Here is a 15,116-nt window from a genome sequence, read left to right as displayed (position 1 = left end):
TCGGAGAGGCGAAGCGCGCCTGAATCGATGACACCGATCAGGGCGCGCCCTGTCTAGCAAGGGTTTGCGGGCTGCTCTATGCTCTGTCTTCGTGATGAAGAGATGTCAACGCGGCCGCCCGACGTGGGCGCATGCGGCGTTGGCGGACGCACAGAGACAAGCACAGCCACGCACTTCGCTCAAAGAGGACGCGCATGCCGACTTACCGAGAAGCGTATCGCCGGTCGATCGAGGAACCCGAGGCGTTCTGGGCCGATGAGGCGCGCCGCATCCATTGGCATACGCCTTTCACGCAGGTGCTCGATGCGAGCAACCCGCCGTTCGCGCGCTGGTTCGTCGGCGGCAAGACCAATCTCTGTCATAACGCGGTCGATCGCCATCTCGCCTCGCGCGCGCAGCAAAACGCGCTCGTGTATGTATCGACGGAAACGGGCATCGAGCGCCGTTATACCTACGCCGAACTGCACGCGGAAGTGAACCGCATGGCCGCCGTCATGCGCTCGCTGCACGTGAAGAAGGGCGACCGCGTGCTCATCTATATGCCGATGATCCCCGAAGCGCTCTTCGCGATGCTCGCGTGCGCGCGTCTCGGCGCGGTGCATTCGGTGGTGTTCGGCGGCTTCGCGGCGCCTAATCTGGCGGCGCGCATCGACGATGCGGAGCCCGCGCTCATCGTCACCGCCGATGCTGGCGCGCGCGCGGGCAAGGTGATCGACTACACGCCGCTCGTCGACGAGGCGCTTTCGCGCGCTGAATTCAAGGTGCCGCAAGTGCTTTTGATCGACCGGCAACTGGCGCCCGAGCGGCTGCAGGCGAGCTATCTCGTCTCCTACGAACCCTTGCGCGAAAAATTTTTCGATGCTCACGTGCCGTGCGAATGGCTCGAATCGAACGAGCCTTCGTACGTGCTGTACACGTCCGGCACGACCGGCAGGCCGAAGGGCGTGCAGCGCGATGTCGGCGGTTATGCGGTCGCGCTCGCGGCATCGATGGAGCATATCTTTCAGGGCGCGCCGGGCGACACCATGTTCACCGCGTCCGACATCGGCTGGGTCGTTGGGCACAGCTACATCATCTATGCGCCGCTGATCGCGGGCCTGACCACGGTCATGTACGAAGGCACCCCGGTCCGTCCGGACGGCGGCATCTGGTGGCGGCTCGTGGAGCAGCATCGCATCAATCTGATGTTCACCGCGCCCACCGCGATCCGCGTACTTAAGAAGCAGGACCCGGCGCTGATGCAAGACGCCGATCTGTCCAGCCTGCGCACGCTGTTTCTGGCGGGCGAGCCGCTCGACGAACCGACCGCGCAATGGATTCAGAGCGCGCTGAGAAAGCCCGTCATCGACAATTACTGGCAGACGGAAACCGGCTGGCCGATGATCGCGATTCCACGCGGCATCGAGGCGTTGCCCTCGAAGCTCGGCTCGCCGGGCGTGCCGTCGATGGGCTTCAACCTCACCTTGCGCAACGAGGCGACCGGCGAGATTTGCGCGCCGGGCGAGAAGGGCGTGGTCGCGTTGGGTTATCCGCTGCCGCCGGGCTGCATGCAGACCGTGTGGGGCGACGATCAGCGTTTCATCGACACCTATTGGACTAGCGTGCCGAACCAGTTGGTCTATTCAACCTTCGACTGGGGCGTGCAGGACGAGGACGGCTACGTGTCGATTCTCGGCCGCACCGATGACGTGATCAACGTGGCGGGGCATCGGCTGGGCACGCGCGAGATCGAGGAGGCGTTGTCCGCGCATCCGGCGGTGGCGGAAGTCGCGGTCGTCGGCGTGACGGATGCCGTGAAGGGCCAGGCCGCCGCTGCGTTCGTCGTGCTGCGCGATGCGAGCCGTCTCGATGCGCCGGGCGCGCGCGCCGGGCTGGAGGCGGAGCTGTGTCACGCGGTGGATGCGCAACTGGGCGCGATTGCGCGTCCGGCGCGCGTGCTTTTCGTGTCGATGCTGCCGAAGACGCGTTCGGGCAAGCTCTTGCGCCGAGCGATCGCGGCGCTGGCCGAAGGGCGCGATCCGGGGGAATTGCCGACTATCGAGGACCCGAGTGCGTTGGGGTTGGTGAAGGCGGCGTTGGAATCGTGAGCGCGAGCAGCGGGCTTTGAATACGCAAGGGCGCTTGCACCTTCACCGGTTCGAACCAAGCTGCATCGCCACTTAAAGCACACCGGGCGCGTGATCTCTCGAAGCATCGACGCGCCCGTTAAAGGGAATCACGGCCTGTTAAACCTCAAGCCTTCACCCGCTCCTCGCTCATCTTAGGCAACATCACCGTCAGCACGCCGATCAACGGCAAGAACGCGCAGAGCTTATAAACGAAGTCGATGCTCGTCACATCCGCGAGATGGCCGAGCACTGCCGCGCCCACGCCGCCCATGCCGAACGCGAAGCCGAAGAAGAGGCCCGCCACCATCCCGACCTTGCCGGGAATCAACTCTTGTGCATAGACCAGGATGGCCGAAAACGCGGATGCCAGCACGAGCCCGATGATCACCGACAACACGCCCGTCCAGAACAGATTCACGTAAGGCATGAGCAGCGTAAACGGCGCGACACCGAGAATCGATACCCAGATCACCGCCTTGCGCCCGACCTTGTCGCCAACCGGCCCGCCGATGATCGTCCCCGCCGCCACTGCCGCCAGAAACACGAACAGGTGAATCTGCGCGCTCTGCACCGACACGCCGAACTTGCTGATCAGATAAAACGTGAAGTAACTCGTGATGCTCGCCAGGTAAAAGTACTTCGAGAACACGAGCAGGACGAGCACGCTCATCGCCATCATGACTTTTTGACGCGGCAAGGAATGATGCGCAGCCTGTCCGCGACCCTTCTTCGTCGCGGGATGACGCTTGTACCAGCGGCCGATATTCGCCAGCACGAACATGGCAACGAGCGCCGCGACCGAAAACCACGCAATGCTGCGTTGTCCGTGCGGAATCACGATCAGCGCCGCAAGCAACGGCCCGAGCGACGAACCCGCATTGCCGCCCACCTGAAAGAGCGATTGCGCAAGGCCGTGCCTGCCGCCCGACGCCATGCGCGCAACGCGTGACGATTCCGGATGAAACACCGACGATCCGCAGCCAACCAGCGCCGCCGCGATCAGCAAAGTGCCGAAGTTGCCCGCCACCGACATCAGCAAGAGACCAGACAGCGTGAAACCCATGCCGACCGGCAACGACCACGGCTTCGGATGCTTGTCGGTGTAGAGCCCGACGAGTGGCTGCAGAAGCGATGCGGTGATCTGATAAGTCAGCGTAATCAGGCCGATCTGCCCGAACGAGAGCGAGAACTCGCTCTTGAACATGGGATAGATCGCCAGGATCAGCGACTGGATCATGTCGTTCAGCAGATGCGCGAAGCTGACCGCGCCCAGCACCGAATACACGGTGCGCTGAACGGCAGGCGTGGTGGCCGGTGATGCGCCCGCACTCGCGGTACTGGCGACCGACGCGCTGCCCGAAGGCGGAAACGCGCCTTTATCGATACTTGTTTGCATGGTGGATGGCGTAAAACGCGTGGAAAAAACGGTTGTCCCAATTCTTGTATTCGCCTGCGACATTTATGCGCAAGCTGAATTTCTGACAAGTGTAGGCTGTCCGCGAGTCGTTGTCCTGCCAAGGTTCGTCGCGAATCGGACATCGTCGGCGTGATCTCGGCGGCCACGCAAGAGACGAACGCCCGTACACAATCGGATTAAAGAAAGCCGAATGTTTGCCGTAGACCAGCGATACAGACGTGCCGCGCGATAGACGCGGCCGTCCAGCAAACACTTCGGGGATCAACCATGAAACTGTTCTCGCTACGCGGCGTACGCGCAACGAGCGACGCGGCCTTCCTGCCGGACGCCGCCAGCAACCATCCACGCGCGGCCGATTCCGCCAGGCGAGGGTTGAGCGTCAAGGCGACGCTGCGTCTTGCCTTCGGACTCGTGCTTGCAGGAACGCTTGCCATCGGCGCGATATCGCTGATGCAGATCAGCCGTCTGAACGGCGCGACCGAATCCATCTACACGCAGGGCGTCGTCGCGAGCCGCGCGGCGGAAGAAACGCGTGGCTATCTGCTGCGCGCGAGCCGCTCCCAAAAGATGCTGCTCACCGCGACGACCGCCAAAGAGCGCGACGATCTCGGCGCGCAGATCGAAGAGGCGCTCGCGGCCATCGGCAAGGAACAGGGACAACTCGCGCAATACGTCGATCACGCGGACCAGGACGCACTCGCGCAGCAAAAGCGTTTCGACACGGCGCTCGCCGCGTGGAGTGGCAACGTGCGCGGCTTCGTGAAACTCGTGAAGGAGCAGCCGCTCGATCTTTCGCAGATGAACTGGCAAGTGGGGACGCAGGACATTTCGCTGCTGGTCGAGACCGGCAAGCTCGAAAAGATGGTCGATGAACTCGTCGCGCGGCGCGGTGCGGCCGCAAAGGCGACCATCGATGCCGCCGCGTTCATCTTTCATTCCTCGTTCGTGATGGTCTCCGTGCTGACGCTCGCGCTGCTCGGGCTGGCTATCGCCGTGAGCGAATGGGTCGTGCGGCGGCTCGCGAAACAACTCGGCGGCGAGCCGGCTTACGCGATGGATATCGCGCGGCGCATCGCCTCGGGCGATCTGGCCAATCGCATCGCGCTTGCGCGTCGCGATGACGCGAGCATGCTGGCGGCTTTGTCGGAGATGCAGGCGGGCCTGTCGTCGACGGTCGGCGAGATCGCGGTGAGCGCGCAGGCTATCGCGTCGGCATCGAGCGAGATTTCAACGGGCAATGTCGACTTGTCGCGCCGCACCGAGGAACAGGCGGTGGCGCTCGAGAAGACCGCTTCGAGCATGGAGCAACTCACGTCGACCGTGCGCCAGAACGCCGATAACGCGATGCAGGCGAGCACGCTTGCCAACAACGCGTCGGCGATTGCGGAGAAGGGCGGCGCGGTAGTGAGCCGCGTGGTCGAAACCATGCAGCGGATCGATGCGAGCGCGAAAAGTATTGGCGACATCATCGGCGTGATCGAGGGCATCGCGTTTCAGACCAACATTCTGGCGTTGAACGCAGCGGTCGAAGCGGCGCGCGCGGGCGAGGAAGGGCGCGGTTTCGCGGTCGTGGCGGGCGAGGTGCGCAGTCTTGCACAGCGTTCGTCGGCGGCGGCGAAGGAGATCAAGAGCCTGATCGATACATCGGTGGCGCGCGTGTCGGACGGCTCGTCGTTCGCGCAGGAAGCGGGCGCGACGATGGAAGAGGTCGTGCGCGCGGTGCGGCGCGTGACCGACATCATGGGCGAGATTTCGGCGGCATCGGCGGAACAGAAGACGGGCATCGAACTGATCAGCCACGCCGTCGCGCAGATGGATGCGGGCACGCAGCAGAACGCGGCGCTGGTGGAAGAGGCGGCCGCGGCGGCGCAATCGCTCGACGATCAGGCGAAGGGGTTGAATGCGCTGGTCGGGAAGTTCCAACTTGCCTGATTCGCGTGGCGTCGGGTGACGGTGAAGAAGCCCCTCGACCTGGTTTGCACGGCAAGCGCAATCGTTGAGTACGCGTACTCTTCGCGCTTGCTCAAAGTCGCAACCTCAAGCTAAAATCCGCGAACTCGGGCGCCGGCAGGGCGCCCATTCTCGCGAAAGTCATCCACACCTGCCACGCCTTGCAGTCCAAAGCGCAGTCAACGCGCCCAAGTCACGAACCGCAACGTCGAACCTTTTCAGCCGCACGCGAGAACGGCGCAAACAAAGGAACAACGTCATGTGGTCCACATCCTGTCCAATTTCCCCTCCCGCTTCGAATGGCGACTATCTGCGCGAACACGCGCGGCGGCTCTTGCGTCAGGCGCGCGATGGCGATTCGAGCGCCGCGCTGCCCGTGTTGCGACGGCTGCAATCCGCCGACATCACGCGCGCCTCGCGTCTCACCGATCTCCACGCGAAGCGCGACGCGCTGCAACTCAAGCACGTGCTCGCCATGCTCGCCAAAGAACTCGGTTATTCAAGCTGGGACGCCTGCAAGAACGATATCGACACAGAACCCGCCGCGCGCATCGACCGATACCGGCTCGATGCCGGCGCGTTCAACGACTATGAGCGCAACTGGTTCGCCAACGAAGCCGACGCGCTCGCCTGGCAGCGCGCCAACGGCGGCTATCTCGTCCCATATGGCGAGCAGGTCGTGGCTATTCTGAAGCGCGAATAGGAAGGAGGAATCAGATCAGCTCGACTTCTTTCCAGTTCGCGCTGGAAAAGAAGCGGCTGAGTTCGCGCGTGAGTTCGTTCAGCGCGCTCATTTCCGATGGCGCGATTTTGCGCACGTGTTGCGGATGCGTCCAGTCGCCATAGACGAGCGCGACCGTCGATGCATCCGACTTCACCGGCAGCAGCACGAACGCCTGCGCCTCGCCGAGCGTCTCCTTGTACCAGCGCGGCAAGCGTGCGTCGATACGCGGATCGTGCGCGTTCTCGATAAAGATGCCCACCGGATTCGTGATCGCCAGATGGAACACGTCGGGCTTGAAGTCGGCGGAAAAGTGCAGCTTGGGCAGCATCGCTTCGACGCCGGCGCCAAGTCCCAGCCGCGCTTGGAATTCGTTGTCGGCCTGGCGCACGAATACCACCGCGCGCGACAAGCCGAGCCCCGCGAGCACGGCTTCGGAGGCAAGCGCAAGCACGGGCGCGAGCGCATTCTTCGATGGCAACGAGCGCAAGTCTTCGAGGCTCGCGCCTATGCGCGCTTCCGCGGATATTCCCGCCCGCGCGATGGCATCCGCATTGGCCTGCAGTTCGCTGATTTCACGCATCACCGAGTCGCCGCCTTCTTCGCTGGAAAGCGCGAGGCTCATCGAGGCGAGCGTCGCGGCGTCGGTGCTGAGCGCGTCGCTATAGCGATTGGCGATATCGACGAGCAAGGACTCGCGGCCGCTCGCTTCGACATGCTGCGCGGTGAGCGCGTCGGCGACTTCGGTCGAATAGTTGGTGACGGCCTGCAGCCAGCGCACGTGTTTCGGCACGCTTTCGTCGGGCGGCGCTTCGGGGTCGCTCGCCTGCATGCCGGCGCGGATCGTCTCGGGCAGGCGCCAGCGGTCGGCCGCTTCCATGCCGATTTCGTCGAAGGTCACGCCGAGCAGCGCGGCGCACGCGTGACTGTCGCTGATGTTGTCCGCCGCCGCCTTGCGCCGCAACTGATCCCACTCGTGTTCGAGATAGAACGCGACGAGCAGCTTGCCGATCTGCCGCATCAGCGTGCAGACCACGGCTTCTTCCGCCGAACGCAGATCAGTGCGCTCGGTGATCTGCCGCGCGACCGCGCCGGAGAGCAAGGTGCGGTTGAGTTCCAGCTTGGCGTCGATACGGCGTGGCGCGCTGTGATGAAAGTGATCGACGAGTTTGAGCCCGACCACGAGATGCCCGACGGCGTCCATGCCGAGCACCATCAGCGCGCGCGTGACGGTGGTGATGTTGCCGCCGAAGGCCACGTACATCGCGGAATTGGCGAGACGCAGCACCTTCTGCGTGAGGCCGAAGTCCGACAGCACCACTTGCACGAGGGACGTGAAGTCGAGGTCGTTATCGCTCATCGCGGACACGGTCGTGCGCAGCGCCTGAGACAGCATGGGGAAATCCCCGCGCTCGCTCATGCGCGCCCACAGCTTGTCCATAATTTCGGCCTTGACTGCCATCCGTGATAAGAACCCTTCGTTGCGCGAGGATCGATTCCAATCGGCCCTCGCAGCCTTCTTTCTCATGACGTGTCGTTCGATTAGAACACGAACACGCCTTCTCTCATAATGTCTCGTGCAGCACCAGCGAATGCGACTGGAACGACGACGCCAGCTCGTCGGACGGCAGCGCGCGGCTGATCAGCCAGCCTTGAATATGGTCGCAGCCCATCTCGGCGAGCAGGTCGCGCTGCTCCTCGGTTTCGACGCCCTCGGCGACGAGTTCCAGCCCGAGCGATTGCGCGAGCCCGACCACGGCGCTCACGATCGCACGATTGTTGCGCGACGTAATCAGGTTCTCGACAAAGCTCCGGTCGATCTTGAGCTTCGATAAGGGAAACCGCTGCAGATAGGCGAGGCTCGAATAGCCGGTGCCGAAGTCGTCGACGGCGAAGCGAATGCCCACCGAAGTCAGCGCTTCGAGCAGGCAAGTCGCTTCCTCGGGATCGCGCATCAGCACGCTCTCGGTGATTTCGAGCACGATGCGGCGCGCGTCGATGCCCGTCAGCGCCAGCGCTTCCTTGACCGCCGAGGCAAAACGCTTGTCCCGGAACTGCTGCGGCGACACGTTGATCGCCACGTAATCTAGCCGGATGCCGATGGCGTCCCACTGCGCGAGCTGCATGCACGCCGCCTTCAACACCCAGTTGCCCAGATAGTTGATGAGACCGATGGACTCCGCGAGCGGAATGAACACCGTCGGCGGCACGAGCCCGTGCAGCGGATGATTCCAGCGCATCAGCGCTTCCACGCCGACCACCGCGCCCGTGCGGATCTTCGTGATCGGCTGGAAGTACAGCGAGAACTCGCCGTTGCGCACCGCTTCGTATAGCTCGGCTTCCAGCTTGAGGCGTTCGGCGTCGGCGGGGTCGTCGTCGGGTGCGTGGAACACGAGCGTGTTGCCGCCCGCGGCCTTCGCCTGCGCGAGCGCGTGATCGGCCATGCGCAACAGGCTCGCCTGAACGCCGTGCTTGCCGTTGCGCTCGACGGGCTTGTCCGCGAGCGCGGCGTGATCCGGGTACATCGCAATACCCACGCTCGCCGACAAATGCGTATGCTGCCCGCGATGCCGATACGGCTGCGCAATCGCGTTGAGCAGACGCTTGCCGTGGCTTTCGGCGGCTTCGAGTGTGGTGCCGGCGGGCAGCAGCACGGCGAACTCGTCGCTCGCAATGCGCGCCACGCGCTCGCCCGGCGCGACGGTGTGCTGAATGCGCCGCGCCGTCTCGCGCAGCATGTCGTCGCCGGTGTCGTAACCGAGCGCGCGGTTGATCCGCTGATAATCGTCGATATCGAGCACGAGCAGCGCCGCCTGCGTGCGCGTGAGTTCGGCTTCGGCTTGCGCCGCGCTCATGGCGGTATCGAGCGCGGCGGCATTGTCGAGTCCGGTGAGCGCATCGTGATGCAGCGCGTGTTGCAGCGAATCCTCACGCTCGCGCCAGTGCGATACATCGAACGCGGCGAGCGCGAAGCCCGGCGTGCCGAGCGCGGCGGTGGACATGAGCCGCAGCTCGACGCAGATCGGAATGGTCAACGACTTCACCACGTTGAGCGTCGCCGATTCGAGCTTGCCGCTCGCTCGCGCGCGAGCAATGAGCGCGTGCAGTTCGTCGGCTTCCTCGGACGGCACGAGGTCGTGCAGCGTCAGCATGCTTAGATAGTCACGGTGATACCCGATGAACTCGATGCTCGCGTCCGACACCTGTCGGAAGCGCAGGGCATCGTCGAGTTGCGCGAGGAAATCGACCGCGCCGAGCGCCAGCATGAGCACCGACTGATCCTTGTCGAAGCAGTGCGCCGCGACTGCGCTCGAAGAAGCGGGCGCGCGTGCTTGCGCTTGTGCTTCCGGCTGTACCGGCTCTTGTGCCTGCGCTTGCACGGCGACGCCGGGCGCGGCGCTCACGGCTTCGCGGCGGCTCGCCACGGCGCTTCGCCATGCGCGGCCGAGCGCATCGCGAACGATGCGCCACGGTGCGCGGCGGGAGGCGGTGATCCGATTCGCTTGCATGTTGTGGTCGAGTGGTGCGTGGCGCCGGTGTTCCGCGGCCGAATAAGCAACGGCGAGGGGACACTGCGGCGCTCGAAAACGTCTTGCGGACGCTTTCGTCGGGTACGTGCCGGCACACGCGCGACACGTTCTATCAGGCGAGTTATCGGCCCATGGGACGGTTTCTTTAGCTGGAGCGACGGTGCCGCGCTGTATGGCCAGACGCGTCGAGGTTATTTGTCGTACAAAACTTGCGTATCATGCCACCTGCGATGGCACCTTCGATTGCACCTTCGATGGCACTTTCGATGGCACCTGCAGTGCCGGCGGCGATGTCCGCTTGCATGACCGTTGACCGTCGACCGGAAAATTCGCTTGAGTTGTTCAATCCCATGACCCACCATAGATTGCCGGCCTGCCTCGTTTGCGAGGCAGCGTGCTGGGCACTTCCGAGCTTCCCGTCATGGCCGATTCCCCGCTAAAGCCCGCGCCCTCCCGGCGCGAACACAGTGTCTATGTCGGCCGTCAACCCATTCTCGACGGCGACGGCGCGCTGGCTGCCTACGAATTGCTGTTTCGCGACAGCCCCGACAATCGCGCCCGCATAGCGGACGACGTGCAGGCCACCGCGCACGTGGTGGCGCGCACGGTCGGCGAGATCGGCGTGTCGGCCGTGCTGGGCGATCATCCCGGCTACGTCAACATGAGCCGCGAATTGCTCTTCGACGACATCGTCCACATCATGCAGCCCGAGCGCTTCGTGCTCGAATTGCTGGAGAGCATCGAGTTCGACGAGTCCATCTTCCGGCGCTGCGGCCAGTTGCGTAACGCAGGCTTTCGCCTGGCTCTCGACGATGTCATCCGTCTGGACGACGCGCTCCTTGCCGCGCTGCCATCCGTGGATATCGTCAAGATCGATCTTCTGTCCACCGACCGCGCGCACTTGCCGAAGCTCGCCACGACGCTCAAGACGCGCGGCAAGTTGCTGGTCGCCGAGAAGGTCGAGACGCTCGACGACTTCAAGGAAGCCAAGCGCCTGGGCTTCGACTTCTTTCAGGGCTATTTCTTCGCGCGGCCGCAAGTGCTCTCCGCAAGGCGCGCGAGTCCGGCGCGCGGTGCGCTGCTGCGGTTGCTCGCCGTGCTCGGCGGCGACCCGGCCTTGCGCGAGCTCGAGACCGAACTCAAGCGCAATCCGGACATCGTCGTGCAACTGCTGCGTCTGGCCAATTCCAGCGCGCATGCGCGCGGACGGCGCGTGTCGTCGTTGCGCGAGGCCATCGCGTCGACAGGCACACGTCAGTTGATGCGCTGGACCCAACTGCTGCTCTATGCGGACGGCAGCGGTCTGCCGTGGCGCTCGGACCCGCTCCTCCAACTCGTCGGCACGCGCGCGCGCTTCATGGAACTCGCGGCCGGCGTGCTGCGCCCGGATGACGAGCCTTTTGCCGATGCCGCCTTCATGACGGGCATCTTTTCGCTCGTGCATGTCGTGCTCGGCATGCAGCCGGAAGAAATTGTCGATAAGCTTCACCTCACGGCGGAGATCCGCTCGGCGATCCTCGAAGGCGAGGGCGCGCTCGGTGCGCTGCTGGCCATTGCAAAAGCGGCCGAACAGGGCGATGCCGCCGCGATCGATGCAAGCCGGCTGGCCGATCCCGCGCTCGCGGAACTCACGCCCGCCACGCTCTCGCAAATGCAGGTCGAAGCGGCGGCGTGGTTCACCGAGAGCCGGCTGGATCAGGACGAGGCGCAAGGCTGAGGCGCTTGCCGCTCGTCTCGCGACATTTTTGCTGCCCTCAAGCGGAGTGCATATGAAGAAAAAGATTCTGGCGACCGTCGTCGGCCTGGCCGCCGCAACCGCGGCTTGCGTGGCCGTGGTGTATTCGACTGCCGCGAGCGCCACGCTCAAACCGGGCGACGCCGCGCCGTCGTTCGTCGCCCAGGCATCGCTTGGCGGCGATGTGTATCAGTATTCGCTCGCCGACGCGCTCAAGAAAGGCCCCGTCGTCCTGTACTTCTATCCGGCGGCGTTCACCAAGGGCTGCACGATCGAAGCGCACGAATTCGCCGAGGCGGTCGATCAATACAAGGCGCAGGGCGCCACCGTGATCGGCGTGTCGCACGACAACATCGACACGCTCAAGAAGTTTTCCGTGAGCGAGTGCCGCAGCAAGTTCCCGGTCGCGGCGGATGAAGATTCGAAGATCATCCGCTCCTACGACGCTTCGCTGCCCATGAAGAGTTCGATGGCCAATCGCGTGTCCTACGTGATCGCGCCGGACGGCAAGGTGATCTACGAATACACGAGCCTTTCGCCGGATCAGCATGTCGCGAACACCTTGCAGGCCTTGCGTGACTGGAACGCAAAACACAAGGCGCAATGAGCTTGTCGTTCCGTATTCGTCGTTCAAAGAACAAGGTGTGAAGTCAGATGCCGATCGTTGTCGCACTCGCGGTTCTCGTCGCGCTCATTTATGGCGCCGTCTGGTCGTTCAACGCGCTGCACGCGCACTTCGGGCTTGCTGTCGCAGTCGGCGTGGCGGTGGTGGCGGCCGCGGCAATCGCGGCGGGCGTCGCTTACTGGCTCGCGCGGCGCCGTGAGGTCGCGGCGAACATTCCGCGCTCGGCTGGTGGCGACTGGACTCACGAACTCAAACGCGACTGGGGCGGCTTGCGGCTCGCCGCGGGCAAGCGGCTCCTGGAAGTGCGCGTGGGCGAAGCGACGGGCAGCTATATCTTTGCCGATCTGCGCGGCGCGCGCGAGGAGCAGGGCAACGCGGTCGTCCTCACCGTCGCGGATTCGAAACATCCCGAATGGCGTCTGCCCATCAGCGATCCGGCCGATGCTCGCAAGTGGACGCGCATCCTCACGCTCGCCACGCGCCAGAAGCTTTAGTCATGACCAAGCGGCTATTGCGTGTGATAGCCGAGATCGCCGCGCACTTTGCCGCGAAACACCCAGTAAGACCAGATCACGTAGATGATGATGACCGGCAGCAGGAACATCGTGCCGATCAGCAGAAACTGATGCGATAACGGTGCGGCCGATGCGTCCCACAGCGTCACCGAAGGCGGCGCAATGAACGGCCACAGGCTGATCACGAGCCCGGTGAACGCGAGAAAGAAGAGGCCCACGGAGCACAGAAAGGGCAGCACTTCGCGGCCTTTTTGCAAGCTCGACCACAACGTCCACCCAAGGAGCGCGGTCAACACCGGCACGGGCGTGAACGCGAAGCTCTGCGGAAAGCCGAACCAGCGCGCCGCGATGCGCGCATCTTTCAGCGGTGTCCACAGGCTGATCAGCAAGATGAACGCGATCACGCCGAGCAGCGCATGACGCGCCATCTTGCGGCCCCACGCCTGCAACTCGCCTTCGGTCTTGAGCACGAGCCAGGTCGAGCCCTGCAACGCATAGCCGAAGATCAGCCCGACGCCGACGAGCAGCGGAAACGGCGCCACCCAGTTCCAGCTCGTCCCGGCGTACTGCCGGCCGTGGATCGGAAAGCCCTGGATGAACATGCCGAGCACCGTGCCTTGCGCGAAGGTCGCGACGAGCGAGCCGTAGCCGAACGCGCCATCCCACAGCCATCGGCGCGCGCCCTCGACCTCGCGGAATTCGAACGCGACGCCGCGAAAGATCAGCCCGAGCAGCATGAAGAGAATCGGAAAGTAGACCGCCGGCACGATGATCGCGAAGGCCAGCGGGAACACCGCGAACAAGCCGCCGCCGCCGAGGATCAGCCAGGTTTCGTTGAAGTCCCACACCGGCGCGACGGAGTGGATCATCAAGTTGCGTTCGTCGGGATCGCGGCGCAGCAGGAACAGCATGCCGACGCCCAGATCGAAGCCGTCGAGCAGCACGTACATGAACACGGCCAGCGCGAGGATGGCGGCCCACAAAGGCACGAGATCGAGCATCGCGGTCTCCGGTTGACTTGTTATGGGCGATGCGGCGGGACGACGTCGTCGCGATTCGCCGTGCGCGCGCCGCCGTCGCCGCCTGCCGTGACCGCCGATACCGCCGACAGCGGCCGCGCCGCGCGCGTCTTCGTATCGAGCGATTCGTTCTCATGGTCACGCGACGCGTCGGTCGGGCCGATGCGCACGAGCCGCCGCAACAGCACGAAGCCCGCGCCGAAGATCACGAGATAAGCCAGCATGTAGAGCGCCCAGGACAGGCCGACGTCGGCGGTGGTGAGCGAGGGCGTGACGGAATCACGCGTGCGCAGGATGCCATATACCGTCCACGGCTGACGGCCCGCTTCGGTGGTGGTCCAGCCCGCAATCACCGCGATGAAGCCGAGCGGCATGGCGAACGTCGCGCAACGCAGCCAGCGCGTGCTTTGTTCCAGCTTACCGCGCGCGAACAGCACGACGCCCGACAGCACGAGCGCGAACATCAGAAGCGCGATCCCGACCATGATGTGAAAGGCGAAAAACACCACGGCGACAGGCGGGCGGTCTTCGCGCGGAAAGTCCTTCAGCCCGCGCACGACTCCGTTCGGATCGTGCGTGAGGTAAAGGCTGCCGAGCACGGGAATCGAAATCTCAAAGCGGTTGCGCTCTTCCTTTTCGTCGGGAATGGAGAAAAGATTCGCGGGCACGCGCGAGCCGGTTTCCCACAGACCTTCCATCGCCGCGAGCTTGGCGGGCTGATATTTGAGCGTGTTCAGACCGTGCGAATCGCCGATCACCATTTGGATCGGCACCATGATGATGAGAAAGATCAGCGACATCTTGAGCATCACGCGACTTTCCTCGACAGCGCGTTTTTGCCGCAGATACATGGCGCCGACGCCGAGAATGACGAAGCCCGTCGTGACGAGGAACGCGCTCACCGTATGCCCAAGCCGGTACGGAAACGACGGCGTGAAGATCACGTCGAAGAAGCTCACCACTTCGAAGCGGCCGTCCGGCAACATGCGATGCCCTTGCGGCGTCTGCATCCAGCTATTGACGGCGAGAATTCAGAACGACGAGATGACCGTGCCCGCCGCGACGAAGATCGCGGACATGACGTGCGCCCATTGCGGCACGAGCTTGCGTCCGAACAGGAGCACGCCGAGAAACGCCGATTCGAGGAAGAACGCCGTCAGCACTTCGTAGCCCATCAGCGGGCCGACGACATTGGCGGTGGCATCGGAGAAACGGCTCCAGTTGGTGCCGAACTGAAACGGCATGACGATGCCCGACACCACGCCCATGCCGAACGACACCGCGAAGATTTTCAGCCAGAACGCGGACAGGCGCCGGTAGACATCGCGCTTGGTGATCCACCAGTTGAATTCGAGCGTCGCGATGAAGCACGACAGGCCGACCGTGAACGCGGGCAGCAGTATGTGGAACGCGACGACCCAGGCGAACTGGAAACGTGAAAGCAGGACCGAATCGACATCCATGAGCGCTCCTTTTATGTTTCTGTAAAAGGCGGG

Annotated in this window: 10 protein-coding genes and 1 pseudogene; 6 read left to right on the top strand and 5 right to left on the bottom strand. The window is 64.0% G+C overall.

Annotated features, from left to right (window positions below):
• Nucleotides 1–194: 194 nt before the first annotated feature.
• Complete coding sequence (locus LDZ28_RS09005) at nucleotides 195–2,087, top strand: propionate--CoA ligase (protein ID WP_244825664.1); 1,893 nt, start codon at nucleotides 195–197, stop codon at nucleotides 2,085–2,087.
• A gap of 145 nt (nucleotides 2,088–2,232) precedes the next feature.
• Here LDZ28_RS09005 and LDZ28_RS09000 read toward each other — a convergent pair whose 3' ends face one another.
• Nucleotides 2,233–3,504: an MFS transporter gene (locus tag LDZ28_RS09000; protein WP_244825662.1), complete on the bottom strand. Its 1,272-nt coding sequence runs from the start codon at nucleotides 3,502–3,504 to the stop codon at nucleotides 2,233–2,235.
• Between the two features lie 288 nt (nucleotides 3,505–3,792).
• Between LDZ28_RS09000 and LDZ28_RS08995 the strand changes: the two genes are divergently transcribed.
• Both LDZ28_RS08995 and LDZ28_RS08990 read left to right on the top strand, forming a co-directional pair.
• On the top strand, nucleotides 3,793–5,457 hold the full coding sequence (locus tag LDZ28_RS08995; protein ID WP_244825660.1) for a methyl-accepting chemotaxis protein: 1,665 nt from the start codon (nucleotides 3,793–3,795) through the stop codon (nucleotides 5,455–5,457).
• 277 nt (nucleotides 5,458–5,734) lie between these two features.
• Complete coding sequence (locus LDZ28_RS08990) at nucleotides 5,735–6,178, top strand: hypothetical protein (RefSeq protein WP_244825659.1); 444 nt, start codon at nucleotides 5,735–5,737, stop codon at nucleotides 6,176–6,178.
• 10 nt (nucleotides 6,179–6,188) lie between these two features.
• Here LDZ28_RS08990 and LDZ28_RS08985 read toward each other — a convergent pair whose 3' ends face one another.
• Both LDZ28_RS08985 and LDZ28_RS08980 read right to left on the bottom strand, forming a co-directional pair.
• Nucleotides 6,189–7,658, bottom strand: a complete 1,470-nt coding sequence (locus LDZ28_RS08985) for an HDOD domain-containing protein (RefSeq protein ID WP_244825658.1) — start codon at nucleotides 7,656–7,658, stop codon at nucleotides 6,189–6,191.
• A 103-nt stretch (nucleotides 7,659–7,761) separates the two neighbouring features.
• Complete coding sequence (locus LDZ28_RS08980) at nucleotides 7,762–9,705, bottom strand: bifunctional diguanylate cyclase/phosphodiesterase (protein ID WP_305038153.1); 1,944 nt, start codon at nucleotides 9,703–9,705, stop codon at nucleotides 7,762–7,764.
• Between the two features lie 442 nt (nucleotides 9,706–10,147).
• On the opposite strand from LDZ28_RS08980, the gene LDZ28_RS08975 reads away from it, so the two are divergent.
• Genes LDZ28_RS08975 through LDZ28_RS08965 form a run of 3 tightly spaced genes read left to right on the top strand, consistent with a single transcriptional unit; the run spans nucleotide 10,148 to nucleotide 12,580 of the window.
• The gene (locus LDZ28_RS08975; RefSeq protein ID WP_244825657.1) at nucleotides 10,148–11,443 is read left to right on the top strand and encodes an EAL and HDOD domain-containing protein; all 1,296 of its coding nucleotides are present in this window, start codon (nucleotides 10,148–10,150) and stop codon (nucleotides 11,441–11,443) included.
• 52 nt (nucleotides 11,444–11,495) lie between these two features.
• Nucleotides 11,496–12,068 carry a peroxiredoxin gene (locus LDZ28_RS08970; protein ID WP_244825656.1) on the top strand — a complete coding sequence of 191 codons (573 nt, stop codon included), beginning with the start codon at nucleotides 11,496–11,498 and terminating at the stop codon, nucleotides 12,066–12,068.
• A 47-nt stretch (nucleotides 12,069–12,115) separates the two neighbouring features.
• A complete protein-coding gene (locus tag LDZ28_RS08965) occupies nucleotides 12,116–12,580 on the top strand; it encodes a hypothetical protein (RefSeq protein WP_244825655.1) in 465 nt (154 codons plus the stop codon).
• A gap of 14 nt (nucleotides 12,581–12,594) precedes the next feature.
• On the opposite strand, the gene cydB is transcribed toward LDZ28_RS08965, so the two are convergent.
• Entirely contained in the window at nucleotides 12,595–13,602 is a 1,008-nt protein-coding gene (cydB, locus tag LDZ28_RS08960) for a cytochrome d ubiquinol oxidase subunit II (protein WP_244825654.1), read from the bottom strand.
• Nucleotides 13,603–13,622: 20 nt separating this feature from the next.
• Nucleotides 13,623–15,083, bottom strand: a pseudogene (locus LDZ28_RS08955) (cytochrome ubiquinol oxidase subunit I).
• Nucleotides 15,084–15,116 lie beyond the last annotated feature (33 nt).

Source organism: Caballeronia sp. TF1N1 (genome assembly GCF_022878925.1).
Lineage (GTDB): Bacteria > Pseudomonadota > Gammaproteobacteria > Burkholderiales > Burkholderiaceae > Caballeronia.
The sequence above is the reverse complement of the archived record's forward strand: the minus strand, read 5'-3'. Positions and strand labels throughout refer to the sequence as shown.